Source organism: Enterobacter sp. KB-280D8, from assembly GCF_041399405.1.
Lineage (GTDB): Bacteria > Pseudomonadota > Gammaproteobacteria > Enterobacterales > Enterobacteriaceae > Enterobacter > Enterobacter cloacae_N.
The window spans coordinates 835,312-852,022 of sequence record NZ_JBGKEC010000002.1 but is presented as its reverse complement, the minus strand read 5'-3'; the positions used below and the strand labels follow the sequence as shown (position 1 = coordinate 852,022).

At 58.0% G+C, this 16,711-nt stretch carries 16 protein-coding genes; 10 read left to right on the top strand and 6 right to left on the bottom strand.

The features are described 5' to 3' along the window. Window positions 1-7: 7 nt before the first annotated feature. Window positions 8-1,117 (bottom strand): AI-2E family transporter, encoded by a 1,110-nt coding sequence (locus AB8818_RS09545; protein ID WP_116341693.1) that lies wholly within the window; start codon window positions 1,115-1,117, stop codon window positions 8-10. Window positions 1,118-1,465: 348 nt separating this feature from the next. Here AB8818_RS09545 and mmuP point away from each other — a divergent pair, with 348 nt between their 5' ends. The 6 genes from mmuP (at window position 1,466) to tauD (ending at window position 7,372) form a co-directional block, all read left to right on the top strand. After that, the gene (mmuP, locus tag AB8818_RS09540; protein WP_116341691.1) at window positions 1,466-2,866 is read left to right on the top strand and encodes an S-methylmethionine permease; all 1,401 of its coding nucleotides are present in this window, start codon (window positions 1,466-1,468) and stop codon (window positions 2,864-2,866) included. Next, on the top strand, window positions 2,853-3,785 hold the full coding sequence (gene mmuM, locus AB8818_RS09535) for a homocysteine S-methyltransferase (RefSeq protein WP_192983501.1): 933 nt from the start codon (window positions 2,853-2,855) through the stop codon (window positions 3,783-3,785). Before mmuP ends, mmuM begins: the two co-directional genes overlap by 14 nt. A 177-nt stretch (window positions 3,786-3,962) precedes the next feature. Next, the gene (gene tauA, locus AB8818_RS09530; protein WP_192983499.1) at window positions 3,963-4,925 is read left to right on the top strand and encodes a taurine ABC transporter substrate-binding protein; all 963 of its coding nucleotides are present in this window, start codon (window positions 3,963-3,965) and stop codon (window positions 4,923-4,925) included. A 10-nt stretch (window positions 4,926-4,935) separates the two neighbouring features. Next, window positions 4,936-5,703, top strand: a complete 768-nt coding sequence (gene tauB / locus AB8818_RS09525; protein WP_192983496.1) for a taurine ABC transporter ATP-binding subunit — start codon at window positions 4,936-4,938, stop codon at window positions 5,701-5,703. Further along, window positions 5,700-6,527, top strand: a complete 828-nt coding sequence (gene tauC / locus AB8818_RS09520; protein ID WP_192983493.1) for a taurine ABC transporter permease TauC — start codon at window positions 5,700-5,702, stop codon at window positions 6,525-6,527. The genes tauB and tauC overlap by 4 nt, the downstream gene beginning before the upstream one ends. Beyond that, on the top strand, window positions 6,524-7,372 hold the full coding sequence (gene tauD / locus AB8818_RS09515) for a taurine dioxygenase (protein ID WP_166710249.1): 849 nt from the start codon (window positions 6,524-6,526) through the stop codon (window positions 7,370-7,372). Before tauC ends, tauD begins: the two co-directional genes overlap by 4 nt. A gap of 106 nt (window positions 7,373-7,478) precedes the next feature. Here the strand turns inward: tauD and AB8818_RS09510 are convergent, their stop codons facing one another. The 3 genes from AB8818_RS09510 to ampH all read right to left on the bottom strand — a co-directional run bounded on the left by AB8818_RS09510 (window position 7,479) and on the right by ampH (window position 11,551). After that, complete coding sequence (locus AB8818_RS09510; protein WP_163330401.1) at window positions 7,479-9,179, bottom strand: lysophospholipid acyltransferase family protein; 1,701 nt, start codon at window positions 9,177-9,179, stop codon at window positions 7,479-7,481. Between the two features lie 72 nt (window positions 9,180-9,251). After that, a complete protein-coding gene (gene hemB, locus AB8818_RS09505; RefSeq protein WP_021241687.1) occupies window positions 9,252-10,226 on the bottom strand; it encodes a porphobilinogen synthase in 975 nt (324 codons plus the stop codon). Window positions 10,227-10,390: 164 nt separating this feature from the next. Further along, on the bottom strand, window positions 10,391-11,551 hold the full coding sequence (gene ampH, locus AB8818_RS09500; RefSeq protein WP_061099077.1) for a D-alanyl-D-alanine-carboxypeptidase/endopeptidase AmpH: 1,161 nt from the start codon (window positions 11,549-11,551) through the stop codon (window positions 10,391-10,393). Between the two features lie 204 nt (window positions 11,552-11,755). On the opposite strand from ampH, the gene AB8818_RS09495 reads away from it, so the two are divergent. The 3 genes from AB8818_RS09495 (at window position 11,756) to AB8818_RS09485 (ending at window position 14,737) form a co-directional block, all read left to right on the top strand. After that, on the top strand, window positions 11,756-12,289 hold the full coding sequence (locus tag AB8818_RS09495; RefSeq protein WP_116341677.1) for an isochorismatase family protein: 534 nt from the start codon (window positions 11,756-11,758) through the stop codon (window positions 12,287-12,289). A gap of 115 nt (window positions 12,290-12,404) precedes the next feature. Beyond that, window positions 12,405-13,625 (top strand): peptide antibiotic transporter SbmA, encoded by a 1,221-nt coding sequence (gene sbmA, locus AB8818_RS09490; RefSeq protein WP_163330402.1) that lies wholly within the window; start codon window positions 12,405-12,407, stop codon window positions 13,623-13,625. 14 nt (window positions 13,626-13,639) lie between these two features. Continuing rightward, window positions 13,640-14,737: a DUF1615 domain-containing protein gene (locus tag AB8818_RS09485; RefSeq protein ID WP_163330403.1), complete on the top strand. Its 1,098-nt coding sequence runs from the start codon at window positions 13,640-13,642 to the stop codon at window positions 14,735-14,737. On the opposite strand, the gene AB8818_RS09480 is transcribed toward AB8818_RS09485, so the two are convergent. Continuing rightward, window positions 14,734-15,033, bottom strand: coding sequence for a DUF2755 family protein (locus AB8818_RS09480; RefSeq protein WP_014882725.1), 300 nt, complete (start codon window positions 15,031-15,033; stop codon window positions 14,734-14,736). The two genes, AB8818_RS09485 and AB8818_RS09480, sit on opposite strands and share 4 nt — an antisense overlap. A 250-nt stretch (window positions 15,034-15,283) precedes the next feature. Here AB8818_RS09480 and AB8818_RS09475 point away from each other — a divergent pair, with 250 nt between their 5' ends. Continuing rightward, window positions 15,284-15,514: a DUF2754 domain-containing protein gene (locus AB8818_RS09475; protein WP_028012119.1), complete on the top strand. Its 231-nt coding sequence runs from the start codon at window positions 15,284-15,286 to the stop codon at window positions 15,512-15,514. Here the strand turns inward: AB8818_RS09475 and ddlA are convergent. Next, window positions 15,511-16,611 (bottom strand): D-alanine--D-alanine ligase, encoded by a 1,101-nt coding sequence (gene ddlA / locus AB8818_RS09470; RefSeq protein WP_116341671.1) that lies wholly within the window; start codon window positions 16,609-16,611, stop codon window positions 15,511-15,513. The genes AB8818_RS09475 and ddlA overlap by 4 nt on opposite strands. Window positions 16,612-16,711: the final 100 nt, after the last annotated feature.

Sequence of the window (16,711 nt, the reverse complement as noted above, 5' to 3'; positions counted from 1 at the left end):
CCTGTTCTTACAAATCAGGAGAGTTTTTTCCCTCTTCGATGAAATCCGCGTCCAGCTCTTCGGCGTTACCTTCGTGATCGCGTCCGGAGAAGAGGTTCCAGCAGGCGATAAACAGCGCGGCAATAAGCGGCCCAATCACAAAGCCGTTAATGCCGTACAGCTCCATACCGCCGAGGGTAGTGATCAAAATCAGGTAGTCCGGCATTTTGGTGTCTTTCCCCACCAGCAGCGGGCGCAGGATATTGTCCACCAGCCCGACGATTATCACGAAGAAGCCTACAATAAACAGCCCCTGCCACAGCTGGTGCGTGGCGAACAGGTAGATGGCGGCTGGCACCCAGACAATCGCCGAGCCGACGGCGGGGACCAGCGAGAGGAACGCCATCAGCGCGCCCCAGAGCACGCTGCCGTCGATGCCCGCGATGGCAAACGCGATCCCGCCGAGCGTGCCCTGAACGACGGCCACTACCGCCGTTCCTTTCACCGTCGCCCGGGAGACGCCGACAAACTTGGCGAACAGGTGCTGTTTAACAAAATCGGACAGCGGCAGGGAGTCGAGGATCTGGCGCACCAGATACGGTCCATCCTTCAGGAGGAAGAACAGCAGATAAAGCATGATACCGAAGCTAATGGCAAAGCCAAACGTGCCTTTGCCGATCAGGAACGCGCTGCCCGCCAGATACTGCCCGCCCTGCAGCGCGACGTCGGAGAGTTTTTTCTGGATCTGTGCCGCGTTGGTCAGGTTGTGGTCCGCCAGGAAGCCGCTTGCCCAGTCCGGCAGGTGGTTAAAGATGCTCGCCACCACTTCCGGGAATTGCGTGTTGTTCTCCTGGAGCTTCGTGTAAACCACGTTCAGCTCAATGGCGAGCGAGGAGAGGATCACCATCAGCGGGATGAAGACGATCAGGCAGATAATGCCAATCGTCAGCAGCGAGGCCAGCCCGTTGCGATCCCCCAGCGCGGCGCGCAGCCTGTTTTTTACCGGGTTGAAGATGACGGTCAGAATAGCGGCCCACAGTATCGCGGAGAAGTAGGGCGACAGCACGTCGAAGAAAGCCCAGGTCACAAGGGCGAGAATGAAAATAAAGAAACCTTTGGTCAGTCCGTTAAAGCGCATCAGTCAGTCCTGGTTACTAATAAACTGTGTCGACTATAGAACTGATTGTGAGAATTACCAACCTTTGCGCCAGGTGGCGGCCTGTAGGGCACTATCGCGGTATGAATTTGCGCTTCACGGATAGCACTTTCGACTGACCGAAGATCGCACGCTCCCGCACCATGCTGTAAGTATCTGCTTGCGGAGGTGCTTATGGCCTGGCGTCCGATTCTCTATGTGATCCTCACAACCCACCCCAGACTCAGCGCGCGGCGCGCCCGCTTGCGTCTGGTCATCTAGCTTTTTGTTAATAATCGCGGTATAACACCTTCTTTGGATGTTTAGATGTCCATACGTATAGAAGGTAATATGCAAACACAACAAGAAAATGGGCAGCTTAAGCGCACCATGAAAACACGCCACCTGATTATGCTCTCCCTGGGCGGCGTGATTGGGACAGGGTTGTTTTTTAATACGGGATACATCATCTCCACCACCGGTGCAGCGGGCACGCTGCTGGCGTACCTGATCGGCGCGCTGGTGGTCTGGCTGGTGATGCAGTGTCTGGGCGAGCTTTCCGTGGCGATGCCGGAAACCGGCGCGTTCCACGTCTATGCCGCCCGCTATCTTGGCCCGGCGACGGGCTACACCGTGGCGTGGCTCTACTGGCTGACCTGGACGGTGGCGCTTGGGTCGAGCTTTACCGCCGCCGGGTTCTGCATGCAGTACTGGTTCCCGCAGGTGCCCGTCTGGGCGTGGTGCGTGGTCTTCTGCGTGGTGATTTTTGGCCTTAACGTCATCTCCACACGCTTCTTTGCCGAAGGGGAATTCTGGTTCTCGCTGGTGAAGGTCATCACCATCGTCGCCTTTATCATCCTCGGCGGGGCGGCGGTCTTTGGTTTCATCCCGATGCAGGACGGGTCACCCGCGCCGGGCTTAAGCAACCTCACTGCCGAGGGCTGGTTCCCGCACGGCGGCCTGCCGATCCTGATGACCATGGTGGCGGTGAACTTTGCCTTCTCCGGGACCGAGCTTATCGGCATCGCGGCGGGTGAAACGGAAAATCCGCACAAGGTCATTCCGGTTGCGATTCGCACCACCATCGCGCGGCTGATCATCTTCTTTATCGGCACCGTGTTTGTGCTGGCGGCGCTGATCCCGATGCAGCAGGCGGGCGTGGAAAAGAGCCCGTTCGTGCTGGTGTTTGAGAAGGTCGGTATTCCTTATGCGGCTGATATCTTTAACTTCGTGATCCTGACGGCGATCCTCTCGGCGGCGAACTCCGGGCTGTACGCGTCTGGCCGCATGCTCTGGTCGCTCTCGAATGAGAAAACGCTCCCGCGCTGCTTTGCCCGCGTGAACAAAAACGGCGTGCCGCTGACGGCGCTCTCGGTTTCCATGCTCGGCGGCGTGCTGGCGCTGTTCTCAAGCGTGGTGGCCCCGGACACGGTGTTTGTCGCACTCTCGGCCATTTCTGGCTTTGCGGTGGTGGCGGTATGGATCAGCATCTGCGCGTCGCACTTCGTTTTCCGCCGTCGTCATCTGCAGTCCGGCCAGCCGCTCTCTGCGCTGCAGTACCGCGCGCCGTGGTATCCGCTGGTGCCGGTGCTCGGTTTTATCCTCTGTGTGGTGGCCTGTGTCGGCCTGTGGTTTGACCCCAGCCAGCGGATTGCCCTTTATTGCGGGCTTCCGTTCGTCGCCCTGTGTTATGGTGCCTACTATCTGACCCGAAATATGACATCGCAGGAGCCTGAACATGTCGCAGAATAATCCGCTTACCGCCATCCTTGAAAAACAGCCGTTTGTGGTGCTGGATGGCGCAATGGCAACGGAGCTGGAAGCGCGCGGCTGTAACCTTGCAGACAGCCTCTGGTCTGCCAAAGTGCTGGTGGAAAACCCGGATCTTATTCGCGAAGTGCATCGTGATTACTACCGCGCGGGCGCGCAGGTGGCGATCACCGCCAGCTACCAGGCCACGCCTGCGGGCTTTGCGGCACGCGGTCTGGACGAGGCGCAGTCCCGCGCGCTGATTGGCAAAAGCGTGGAGCTGGCGCGCAAGGCGCGCGAAGCGTATCTGGCTGAAAATCCGCATGCGGGCACGCTGCTGGTGGCGGGATCCGTTGGGCCTTACGGCGCGTATCTGGCGGATGGCTCAGAGTATCGCGGCGACTACGTGCTTAGTGCCGAAGAATTCACAGAATTCCACCGCCCGCGCGTGGAAGCGCTGCTGGATGCGGGCGCTGACCTGCTGGCCTGCGAAACCCTACCGTCCTTTGAGGAGATTAAGGCGCTGGCGGCACTGCTGACCGAGTATCCCCGCGCCCGGGCGTGGTTCTCATTTACCCTGCGCGACAGCGAGCACCTGAGCGACGGTACGCCGCTGCGTGACGTAGTCAACGTGCTGGCAAACTATCCGCAGATTGTCGCGCTGGGCATTAACTGCATCGCCCTGGAAAATACCACCGCGGTGTTAAAACATCTGCAAAGCCTGACGGCGCTGCCGCTGGTGGTTTACCCGAACTCGGGCGAGCATTATGACGCGGTAACCAAAACCTGGCATCACCACGGCGAAGCGTGCGAGACGCTGGTGGGGTATCTGCCGCAGTGGCTGGCGGCGGGAGCGAAGTTAATCGGCGGATGCTGTCGCACCACGCCGAAGGATATTGCGGAACTGAACGCACAGCGCTGATGACCTCACCCAGACCCTCTCCCACGGGGAGAGGGAAAAAACCAACCGCACAAAACCAACTATTCTTTCCCGCTTTTTTTCTAAAAACGAATCGTCATTAACGATTCTTTTTTATTCCTTTATCAAAATTCCTGCGCCGGAAATACTGCCCTCATAACAACAAGGGGAGCAGGCACTATGGCAAATTCATCGCGAATCACACTTCTCGGCGCGCTGGCGCTGTGGGCATTTCAGGCGCAGGCGGTGGACGTCACCGTCGCGTATCAAACCTCTGCGGAGCCAGCGAAGGTTGCGCAGGCAGACAACACCTTTGCCAAAGAGAGCGGCGCGAAAGTCGACTGGCGCAAGTTCGACAGCGGCGCGTCCGTCGTACGTGCGTTAGCCTCCGGCGACGTGCAGATCGGCAATATCGGTTCCAGCCCGCTGGCGGTCGCGGCCAGCCAGCAGGTGCCGATTGAGGTTTTCCTGCTCGCCTCGCAGCTCGGTAACTCTGAAGCCCTGGTGGTGAAGAAGAACATCACCAAACCGGAAGATCTGATCGGCAAACGCATCGCCGTGCCGTTTATCTCCACCACTCACTACAGCCTGCTGGCGGCGCTGAAACACTGGGGCATCAAGCCGGGTCAGGTACAAATCATCAACCTGCAGCCGCCGGCGATTATCGCCGCCTGGCAGCGCGGCGATATTGACGGGGCCTACGTGTGGGCACCGGCAGTGAACGAACTGGAAAAAGACGGCACCGTGCTGACCGACTCCGAAAAAGTGGGCCAGTGGGGGGCGCCGACGCTCGACGTGTGGGTAGTGCGCAAAGACTTTGCCGAGAAGCATCCTGAGGTGGTGAAAGCCTTCGCCAAAAGCGCGATTGACGCCCAGCAGCCGTACATCAGTAACCCGGATGAATGGCTGAAGCAGCCCGCCAACCTGGAAAAACTCTCCCGCCTGAGCGGCGTGCCGGAATCGGACGTGCCGGGGCTGGTGAAGGGCAATACCTATCTGACCCCCGCGCAGCAGGTGCAGCAGCTGAACGGGCCGGTGAGCAAAGCGATTGTTGATACCGCCACCTTCCTGAAAGAGCAGGGCAAAGTGCCCGCGGTAGCGGCAGATTACAGCCAGTACGTGACCGACCGCTTTGTGAAATAAGGAGTCCGCCATGCTGAATATTACTAACCTGTACGCCGATTACGGTGGGAAACCCGCGCTGGAGGACATCAACCTGACGCTGGGCAGCGGTGAACTGCTGGTAGTGCTCGGGCCGTCCGGGTGCGGAAAAACCACGCTGCTGAATCTGATCGCCGGGTTTGTACCGTATCAGCACGGCACCATTCAGCTGGAAGGCAAAAAGGTGGAAGGCCCGGGCGCCGAGCGCGGGGTGGTCTTTCAGAACGAAGGGTTACTTCCCTGGCGTAACGTGCAGGAAAACGTAGCGTTTGGGCTACAGCTTGCGGGCATTAACCGCGAACAGCGGCTGGAAACGGCGCGGTTGATGCTGAAAAAGGTCGGGCTGGAAGGGGCGGAAAAACGCTTTATCTGGCAGCTTTCCGGCGGTCAGCGCCAGCGCGTCGGCATTGCCCGCGCGCTGGCGGCCAATCCGCAGCTGTTGCTGCTGGACGAGCCGTTCGGGGCGCTGGATGCCTTCACCCGCGAGCAGATGCAAACCCTGCTGCTGCGCCTGTGGCATGAGACGGGCAAGCAGGTGCTGTTAATTACCCACGATATCGAAGAGGCGGTGTTTATGGCGACGGAGCTGGTGCTGCTCTCGCCGGGGCCGGGGCGCGTGCTGGAGCGCTTGCCGCTGGATTTCGCCCGCCGCTACGTCGCGGGCGAACCCGTGCGCAGCATCAAATCCGACCCGCGGTTTATTGAGCAGCGCGAATATGTCTTAAGCCGCGTGTTTGAGCAGCGGGAGGTGTTCTCATGAGCATCGTTTTCAGTGAAAAAACGCGCCGCACACGTCTGGCGCTGCGCTGGCCTTTCTCGCGCCAAATCACCTTGAGCGTCGGTACGCTGCTTGTACTGTGGGCATTGTGGTGGGCGGTTGCGGCCCTGCAGTGGGTCAGCCCGCTGTTTCTGCCGCCGCCGGGACAGGTGCTGGACAAACTCATTACCATCGCCGGGCCGCAGGGCTTTATGGATGCCACGCTCTGGCAGCACTTAGGTGCAAGTCTGGCGCGTATTCTGGTGGCGCTGCTGGCGGCGGTGATTATCGGTATTCCGGTCGGGATCGCGATGGGCCTAAGCCCGACGGTGCGCGGCATCCTCGACCCGCTGATTGAGCTTTACCGTCCGGTGCCGCCGCTGGCCTATCTGCCGCTGATGGTGATCTGGTTCGGCATCGGTGAAACGTCAAAAATCCTGCTGATTTATCTGGCGATTTTCGCCCCGGTTGCCATGTCGGCGCTGGCGGGCGTGAAGAGCGCCCAGCAGGTGCGGATCCGCGCGGCGCAGTCGCTGGGGGCCAGCCGCACGCAGGTGCTGCTTTTCGTGATTTTACCGGGCGCGCTGCCGGAGATTTTAACCGGGATACGCATCGGGCTTGGCGTGGGCTGGTCCACGCTGGTGGCGGCAGAGCTGATCGCCGCCACGCGAGGATTAGGGTTTATGGTGCAGTCGGCGGGGGAGTTCCTGGCGACTGACGTGGTGCTGGCAGGGATTGCGGTAATTGCTGCGATCGCCTTCGGATTAGAACTGGGGCTGCGCGCGTTACAGCGCCGCCTGACGCCCTGGCATGGAGAAATACAATGAGTGAACGTCTGACCATTACCCCGCTGGGGCCGTACATTGGCGCGCAGGTGTCGGGCCTGGATGTGACCCGTCCGCTGAGCGATAACCAGTTCGAGCAGCTGTACCACGCGGTGCTGCGCCATCAGGTGGTGTTCCTGCGCGAGCAGGCAATCACCCCGCAGCAGCAGCGCGCGCTGGCCCTGCGCTTTGGCGATCTGCATATCCACCCGGTCTATCCGCATGCGGAAGGGGTAGAGGAGATTATCGTTCTGGACACCCACAACGATAACCCGCCGGATAACGACAACTGGCACACCGATGTGACCTTTATCGAGACGCCTCCCGCCGGGGCGATTCTGGCGGCGAAGCTGCTGCCGGAGACGGGCGGTGATACGCTGTGGGCCAGCGGGATTGCGGCGTATGAGGCGCTTTCCGCACCGCTCCGGGTGCTCCTGAGCGGGCTGCGGGCGGAGCACGACTTCAAAAAATCGTTCCCGGAATACAAGTACCGTAAAACCGAAGAGGAGCACCAGCGCTGGCTGGAGGCGGTGGCGAAGCATCCGCCGCTGCTGCACCCGGTGGTGCGCACCCATCCGGTCACGGGCAAGCAGGCGCTGTTCGTGAACGAAGGATTTACGACGCGCATTGTGGACGTGACGGAAAAAGAGAGCGAGGCGCTGTTAGGTTTCCTGTTCGCACATATCACTAAACCGGAGTTTCAGGTGCGCTGGCGCTGGCAGGAGAACGACCTGGCGATCTGGGATAACCGCGTGACGCAGCACTATGCCAATGCGGACTATCTGCCGCAGCGAAGGATTATGCAGCGGGCGACGATTTTAGGGGATAAGCCGTTTTATCGCCCTTGATCCTGCAGTACACGTAGGCCGGGTAAGGCGTAGCCGCCACCCGGCAATTGTGCACCGTTCTTGCCGGGTGGCGCTGCGCTTACCCGGCCTACAAAAAACTGCACATTTAAAGGTGCGCCTCAATATACCGCTGGTAGCGGTTCGACTTCAGATAACACAAATCCACCAGCACCAGACCGTCTACGCAGTTGTTAAACGCCGGGTCGCTGCCAAAATCAATAAACTGCACGCCGCCGGGTTCACAGAGTTCGGAATACTGCTTGTAGAGCGGCGGAATGCCGCAGCCCAGATTACCGAGCAGGGATTTCAGCTTTGTCAGGTCATCCACGTAATCCACCCCGCCAAACTGCGCGAGAACGTCCGGCAGCGACGCCGGGTAAGGCTGGCGTGACGCGGCCAGCGGATGCGTTGCCGGGAACCACAGGCGGTAAAAGGCGACCAGCAGATCCCGCGCCGCAGGCGGTAAGCCACCGGAGATGGAGACGGGCCCAAACAGGTAGCGGTAGTGAGGGTAACGCGCCAGGTAAGCCCCGATGCCGGACCACAGATAGTCCAGACCGCGACGCCCCCAGTAGCGCGGCTGAATAAAGCTGCGCCCCAGCTCAATACCGTGCTCCAGCACGTCCTGCATTTTGTCGTCGTAGTGAAACAGGCTGTAGCTGTACAGCCCGTCGACGCCGCGCTTTTCGACCTGCATGGCCGTTGGCATAAAGCGATACGCGCCGACAATCTCCAGATCCTCTTCATCCCACAGGATCAGGTGCAGATAATCATCATCGTAGCTGTCGGTGTCCCGGCGTTTACCGCTCCCTTCCTCCACCGCACGAAACGCAATCTCGCGCAGGCGGCCCAGCTCGCGCAGAAGAGGAGCCTCTTCCTGCCCGTTGCGCTGCCACAGGTAGATGGTTTTGCCGTCGCTGGTTTTACCCAGACACTCGGCCTGCGCCAGTTCACGTCTCAGCGTGGCCCGGTCTTCCGGACGGGCAATCGCACACTGGGTTTTAAAAACGCCAGGCAATCCCTTGCCAAGACGCATCACGTGCTGACGGCACTGCTCGGCCATCTCACGAGACGAAAGGGTAGCGCTAAACCAGCTGTTCCACGCAATCTGCTGGCCGATTTTAATCGGCAGCTGGCTGTGGCGGCGGCGGAACATCTGCTGCATCAGCAGCAGCATCGACAATGTCGGTGACACCAGCGTGCTGGCATAAAAGAGCAGGCTGTTGTGCGCCTGAATATGCACCGGCAGCAGCGGGGCGCGCAGCTTGCTGGCGAGTTTTATAAAGCCGGAGTGCCATTTTTTATCGCGAATGCCTTTGCGCGTGGGCCGTGAAACTTCTCCCGCCGGGAAGAAGATCAGCACGCCCGCGTTTTGCAGATGCTGCTCCATCTGAACCAGGGACGACTTCGCTGTCCTGCCGCCCATATTGTCGACCGGAATAAACAGAGAACTGAGGGGCTCAAGGTGGGTCAGCATCCGGTTGGTCACGACTTTAACGTCGCGTCGCACGCGGGAGACGGCGTACATCAGCGCCAGCCCGTCCAGGGTGCCCGTCGGGTGGTTGGCAATAATGACCAGCGGGCCATGTTCGGGGATTTGTTCGAGATCGCGGGCGGAAACGGTGCAGAGAATATCAAGGTGTTCCAGAACTTGCTCCACCATATCCAGCCCTTTCAAGTGGCGGTGAGCGGCGGCAAACTGCTGGAATTCGTCTTCGTAAAACAGCCTTTTTAACAGACTTTTTTGCCAGGGTGCAGGCCTCGCCTGAGGCCAAAGATCGTCGAGAACGCTATCGAGGCTAAACATGATTACTCCTCCTGCCGTCTTGCGAAGACAGTAGAAGGAGCAGATGTCGGTTGTATTGCAGTTTGGTGAAGATTAGCGGAGGATTTTTTTCTCAGCCAGATCCAGCGCGAAGTAGCTGAAGATCAGATCCGCGCCCGCGCGTTTGATCGCCCCCAGGCTTTCGAGGATCACTTTCTCTTCGTCGATAGCCCCTGCCAGCGCGGCGAATTTGATCATCGCGTACTCGCCGCTCACCTGGTATGCCCCCAGCGGCAGTTCGGTGCGCTCGCGGATGTCGCGCAGGATGTCGAGATACGCGCCAGCTGGTTTCACCATCAGGCAGTCTGCGCCCTGAGCTTCATCGAGCAGGGATTCACGAATTGCTTCGCGGCGGTTCAGCGGGTTCATCTGATAGGTCTTACGATCGCCCTTCAGCGCCGTACCAGCTGCTTCACGGAACGGGCCGTAGAACGAGGAGGCAAATTTGGTGGAGTAGGACATGATGGCGGTGTCGGTAAAGCCTGCCGCATCCAGCGCCTGACGGATCGCCTGAACCTGGCCGTCCATCGCCGCAGACGGCGCGATGAAGTCCGCACCCGCAGCGGCAGCGACCACAGCCTGCTTGCCGAGGTTCAGCAGGGTGGCATCGTTATCCACGCCATGATCGCACAGCACGCCGCAGTGACCATGGGAAGTGTATTCGCAGAAACAGGTGTCGGACATGACCACCATTTCCGGCACGGTCTCTTTGCAGATGCGGGACATGCGGGCCACGAGCCCGTCTTCTTTCCACGCATCGCTGCCGGTCGCGTCAGTATGGTGGGAGATGCCGAAGGTCATCACCGAGCGGATCCCCGCGTTGGCGATGCGTTCGATCTCGCGCGCCAGATATTTTTCAGGAATGCGCATCACGCCCGGCATGGCTTCGATGGCTTTGTAGTCATCAATCTCTTCTTCAACAAAAATCGGCAACACCAGATCGTTTAAGGTCAGTGTTGTCTCTTCAAACATAGCGCGCAGTGCAGGTGACTTGCGCAGGCGGCGGGGGCGTGCAATTAAATCGGTCATGGTATGCCTGATGTTTGTGGAACAAAGAAGGTTAGTGTAACCGAAAGCACCGTGAGGTGTTTATTAAAGTGGGCGGTTTAGCGGTAGATAATGCAAGACTGCGGAAGGGGGAGCGTTCGGGGCAAACGGTTTAACATCAACCGCTTGCCCTGAGATTATTAAGATCAGTTAGACGCGGTAAGCACCTGGGCTTTATTGGCGCTCAGCTCAGCCACCAGGTTATTAATGCCGTCACTCATATTAACGAAGCGCGTGTTAGGAGAACGGGTGACCACCACAAACGCGCCCACGTTGGACTGCGGAATCATCGCCATGTAGGTGATGAATCCGCCGCCGCCGCCGGTTTTCTGAATAATGCCCGGACGGCCATTTTTCGGCGCCATATAGACCCAGCCCAGGCCGAGCGCATCGGCTTTACCCGGCACGTCCATCCCGATGACGCGGTGCAGCTGAGTACGCTGATAAATGAGGGTCTGCATACGATCGGCCTGGCTGCTGCGGGAGTAGAAATCCGAAGAAAGGAACTGCTGCATCCAGCGCATCATGTCGCCAGGGGTGGAATAGACCCCGCCGCTGCCCACGGCCGCCAGCGTGTTGTTACACGGGCTTGCGCCTTTCTCTGCCACCATCAGGCGTTTGCACTGGTCCGGTGAAGGAGTAAAGGTGGTGTCTTTCATGCCCAGCGGACGCGTGATCTGCTCTTCAAACAGCTGCGGATAAGGTTTGCCCGCCGCCGCTGAGAGCGCATCCGCCAGCAGATCGAACGCCAGGTTCGAGTAAGAGGCCTGCGATCCCGGGGCGGATTTCAGCGTGGCGGTACTCAGGTAGTTCCAGCGCTGTTGGCGCGTTGGCCAGACAAAAACGTCGCGGTGCGCTGCGCCGCCCGGCTGCTCGCGCGGCAGAGCGCTGGTGTGGGTTGCCAGGTTCACAAGGCGGATTGGCGTGCCCTGATACGTCGGAACACGGGCACCCGGCGGGGCGTATTTGCTGAGCGGATCGTCGAGCTTCACCACGCCCTGGTCGAGTAGTTTCACAAGCATTTCACTGGTCATCAGCTTGGTTAAGGACGCGACGCGCACAACGGAATCCAGCTGCGGGCGAACGTTATTACCTGGACGTGTTTCACCAAAGCTGCGAAAAACGCGCTGGTTGCCGTCGATGACCACCATTGCCATCCCGGTCGCGCCGCTGCCGTAATAGATAAGGTTCGCGTAGCGATCGGCAATATCTGAAGCCAAAACGGGCGCCGTCAGCGGCTGAGCTGCCTGGGCGGTGGAGAAGCTCACCGCACACAGCGCGGCAAAAGAGAGCAGACAACGTTTCAACGAAAAGCATCCATGAAGTGAATGAGGAAAGTAATGGGTATTTATACTACTAATCGGCACCGTGCAATGCCCCGATTAGCATAACCATAGCGAGAAAAACGTAACCATGGGTAAATATGAAGAATTTCCCTGCGAGCGCTCTCCCATTTTGTGACATCGGGCTTATGATAGGTACCAGTGTTACTCAATCTTGCGGAGAACGGTATGTCTGAAAAGCGTGTGGTAATGGTGGTTGATATGCAGAACGGGGTGTTTGAAACCCCTCGTCATCAGCGCAAGAACTGTGTCTCTTTGATCAACCAGCTTACGCAGGCAGCCGACACGGTGATTTTTATTCAGCATGCCGAGGCCGGGGGGCTGGAAGAGGGAAGTGAAGGGTTTGCGTTGCTGCCTGAACTCCATCAGCCCGCTGGCGCGCTGTACGTGACCAAGACTGCGTGTGATGCTTTTTACAACACCACGCTAGAAACGCTATTACGCGAGCAGGGCATTCGTGAGTTTGTCATTTGCGGCTGCGCCACCGACTACTGCGTTGACGCCACGGTCAAAAATGGCGTCAGCCGGGGTTACCACATTACCGTGGCGGAAGATGCCCATACCACCGCCAACCGCCCGGCAGCTGAAGCACACATCCTGATTAACCATCACAACGACGTCTGGCGAAACTTCATTGCGCCGGCGAACCCTGTCGCGGTGAAACGCACCGAAACAATTCTCGAAAACTGGAAAGCGAACTAATAATCAACCCACGGGTCTGACCTTTTTGCCCGAGCCGGGAGACCGGCCCGGGCAAGGTATTCGTGTGGTAATGCGTTGAGCACAGCAACAACCATAACAACAAGAAGGAAGCATCATGTTTAAGTCTTTTTTCCCAAAGCCGGGGCCTTTTTTCCTGTCGGCATTTATTTGGGCACTGATCGCGGTCGTGTTCTGGCTGGCGGGCGGCGGTGCATGGCTGGCACGCATCGTGGGGGCGACAGGCGAGGTGCCAATTAGCGCGGCGCGCTTCTGGTCGTTCAGCTATCTGCTGTTTTATGCCTATTACGCGCTGTGCGTGGGGCTGTTTGCGCTGTTCTGGTTTAATTATTCCCCTCATCGCTGGCAGACGTGGTCCATTCTGGGAACGTCGCTGATTATTTTTGTCACCTGGTTTCTGGTCGAAGTGAGCGTAGCCATTAACGCGTGGTATGCCCCGTTCTACGATCTCATCCAGAAAGCGCTGAGCGCCCCTAACAGGGTGCCAATCGGCGAGCTTTATAATCAGTTAAAAATTTTTATGGGCATTGCGATGATCGCTGTCACCGTGGCGGTGCTGAATAATTTCTTCGTCAGCCATTACGTCTTCCGCTGGCGTACGGCGATGAACGAATTCTACATGACGCACTGGGAGCGTCTGCGTCATATTGAGGGTGCTGCTCAGCGCGTTCAGGAAGACACCATGCGTTTCGCGTCAACGCTTGAGGATATGGGCGTCAGCCTGCTTAATGCCATCCTGAAACTGTTTGCGTTCTTACCGATTCTGGTCGCGCTTTCTCCCCATATTTCAGCATTGCCGATTGTCGGACATTTACCGTACGGCCTGCTCATCCCGGCGCTGATTTGGTCGCTTATGGGCACAGGCCTGCTTGCCGTCGTCGGGATTAAGCTGCCGGGCTTAGAGTTTAAGAACCAGCGTGTTGAAGCGGCCTATCGTAAGGAACTGGTCTACGGAGAGGACGACCCAACGCGCGCTGCGCCCCCGACGATAAAAGAGCTGTTCCGCAACGTCCGTTTCAACTACTTCAGGCTCTATTTCCACTACATGTATTTCAATATTGCCCGTATTTTCTATCTGCAGGTCGATACTGTTTTTGGACTATTCCTGTTGTTCCCATCTATTGTTGCGGGAACAATCACGCTGGGCTTACTGACCCAGATTACGAACGTGTTCGATCAGGTCAGAAACTCATTCCAGTATCTGATCAACTCCTGGACCACGCTGGTAGAGTTGATGTCTATCTATAAACGTCTGCGCAGCTTTGAACATGAGCTGGGCGATCGTGACCTGCAGGAAGTCACCAACACATTTAGCTAATACAGGAAGTTGCTATGTCTTTTGCCTTACCGCGTGCGTTACCGTTGTCCTTGCTGGCTGCCCTCGTTCTGGCGGGCTGTGCCGAAAAAGGGGCGACTCCGCTTAAAAAGGGTGAGAAGCCCGTGGATGTGGCAAGTGTTGTGCGGCAAAAAATGCCCGCCAGCGTGAAGGATCGCAATGCGTGGGCCGATGCGCTGGCAAAAACCTTCGAAAGCCAGAAGATTGCCCCTACCGAGGAGAATATCTGCTCGGTGCTGGCGGTGGCGCAGCAGGAGTCGATGTACCAGTCAGACCCGGTGGTGCCGGGTCTCAACAAAATCGCCTGGAAAGAGATTGACCGCCGCGCGGAATCAATGCATATCCCGGTGTTCCTCGTGCATACCGCGCTGAAAATCACCTCGCCAAACGGCAAAAGCTACAGCGAACGGCTGGACACGGTGAAAACCGAAAAACAGCTCAGCGCCATCTTTGATGATTTCATTAACATGGTGCCGATGGGACAGAAACTGTTTGGCTCGCTGAATCCGGTTCACACCGGCGGCCCGATGCAGGTGAGCATTGCGTTTGCTGAGAAGCATACCGACGGCTACCCGTGGGAAATTGACGGTACGGTGCGTCAGGAGGTCTTCTCCCTGCGCGGCGGGCTGTGGTTCGGCACGTATCATCTGCTGAACTATCCGGCGAACTACAGCGAGCCGCTGTACCGCTTTGCAGACTTTAACGCGGGCTGGTATGCCAGCCGTAACGCGGCGTTTCAGAGTGCGGTCAGCCGCGCAAGCGGCGTCAAGCTAGCGCTGGACGGCGATCTTATCGCCTACGGCAGCAGCGAGGCGGGAAGCACCGAGCGGGCGATCCGGAAATTATCGACAGCGCTTGATATGAGTAATGGCGACATTCGGCGTCAGCTTGAGAAAGGCGACAGCCTGGCGTTTGAGAAAACGGATCTCTACAAGAAGGTATTTGCCCTTGCAGAGAAGAAGAGTGGGAAAACGTTACCGAGGGCTATTCTGCCGGGTATTCAGCTGGAAAGCCCTAAGATCACGCGTAACCTGACAACAGCATGGTTCGCGAAACGCGTGGACGATCGACGGGCTCGCTGTATGGGGCTTTAATGGCGACGACGAAAGCGCAGGACGAGCGCGACAACGCCTAAAATCATACACCCCGCGAGGAAGGGAACGAGGCCAAACAGCGTGCTCACGCCAAACCCGATTTCAACCCGCGGGCGTCCGTTATCCTGCACCTGCATCAGGTGTTCATAAACGCCTGGCGCGTGCACCAGCATATTGAGCAGCTGGGAGCCAGCCCAGAAACAGAACAGGACAAACAGGGCATACGCGATATTACCCGCCGTGGAGGTTTTTGGTTTGCCGCCAAAAATCGGTTTCGACAATGTAAAGTCAGCCATGTTGACCTCCCGAGATATCACTCTGTTTTAATACGCGTCTTACGGAGTGAGTTTGACAGGTCATCGCATTTGTCAATATCAGAATCGTGGTAATTTTCGCTCAGGAATTCTCCTGGATTGTTGATTTCTGCAGCATGTCACAATTTGTTAACTTAAATGAAACTGCGCCGCGTTTCAGAATTTCCGCATCTGCCACAGACCTGGCGGTAAAACTGTGAGAGGATGTCTTTTTTCCCCTGCCGGAGTTGTTATGAAGCTCACGTCCAAACTTCGCCGTGACTGGCACTACTACGCCTTTGCTATTGGCCTGATTTTTATTCTTAACGGCGTCGTGGGGCTGTTGGGATTTGAGGCAAAAGGCTGGCAAACCTATGCCGTGGGCCTGGTGACCTGGGTAATCAGTTTCTGGCTCGCAGGGTTGATTATCCGCCGTCGTCCGGAAGAGACGACAGCGGAGGAGACGGCTAAGGGTGCCGATTAACCGTTAACGGAACTTTTCAGGGCGCTGTCGGCGGCGTGACGCTCCAGCGCCAGTTCGATCAGGCGGGTGATCAGCTCAGAGTAGCCTAGCCCGCTGGCCTGCCACAGTTTTGGATACATGCTGATGTTGGTGAAACCCGGCAGCGTGTTGATTTCATTGATAACAACTTCGTTCTCCGGCGTCAGGAACACATCTACGCGCGCCATGCCGCTGCAGCCGAGCGTCTGATAGGCGCGAATGGCGATCGCCCGGATCGCGTCGTTGATCACCGGATCGATATTCGCCGGAACGACAACCTGTGCGCCTTTATCATCAATGTATTTGGTGTCATAGGAGTAGAAGTCGCTGTTTAAGACCACTTCACCGCAGGTGCTCGCCTGTGGAAAATCGTTGCCCAGCACGGCGCACTCAATTTCGCGGCCTTTGATCCCCTGCTCAACCACCACTTTATGGTCGAACTCAAACGCCATACGAACGGCCTGCGTGAACTCTGCTTCGCTGGTGACTTTGCTGACGCCCACGGAGGAGCCCTGATTGGCCGGCTTAACAAACAGCGGCAGACCCAATTCAGCGCTGATCTGCGCGAAGCTGTGCTTATCGCGGTTGGCGCGGGTGAGCGTCACGAACGGTGCGATATTCAGCCCGGCATCACGCAGCAGGCGTTTGGTGACGTCTTTGTCCATGCAGGCGGCGGAGCCCAGCACGTCCGAGCCAACGAACGGCAGGTTGGCCATGCGCAACATCCCCTGCAGGGAACCATCTTCGCCCAGGGTGCCGTGCACGATAGGGAAGACCACGTCGATCTGGGCGAGAGCCTGCGCGTTGCCTGCGTCGATGAGCTGTCCCTTCATGACGCCGGGTACGGTGGCGACGCTGATCTCCGAAGGGTTGAGGGCGATGTGCGCCGGATCGTGGGCATTCAGCAGATACTGGCTGGCATCGTTAACGTGCCACTGGCCCTGTTTATCAATGCCCAGCAGCACCACGTCGAAACGGCTTTTATCGATCGCATCAACGATATTTTTAGCCGATTGCAATGACACCTCGTGCTCTGCTGATTTTCCCCCAAAGACAATACCTACGCGCTGCTTTGCCATCTCACTCTCTTCCAGTCTGACGAAAAGCCAATAACATACCACGATGCCCTGCGGGTTTCGCGGCCTTCTGCCATAATGTTTTGGGGAACAGTGAGGGGGG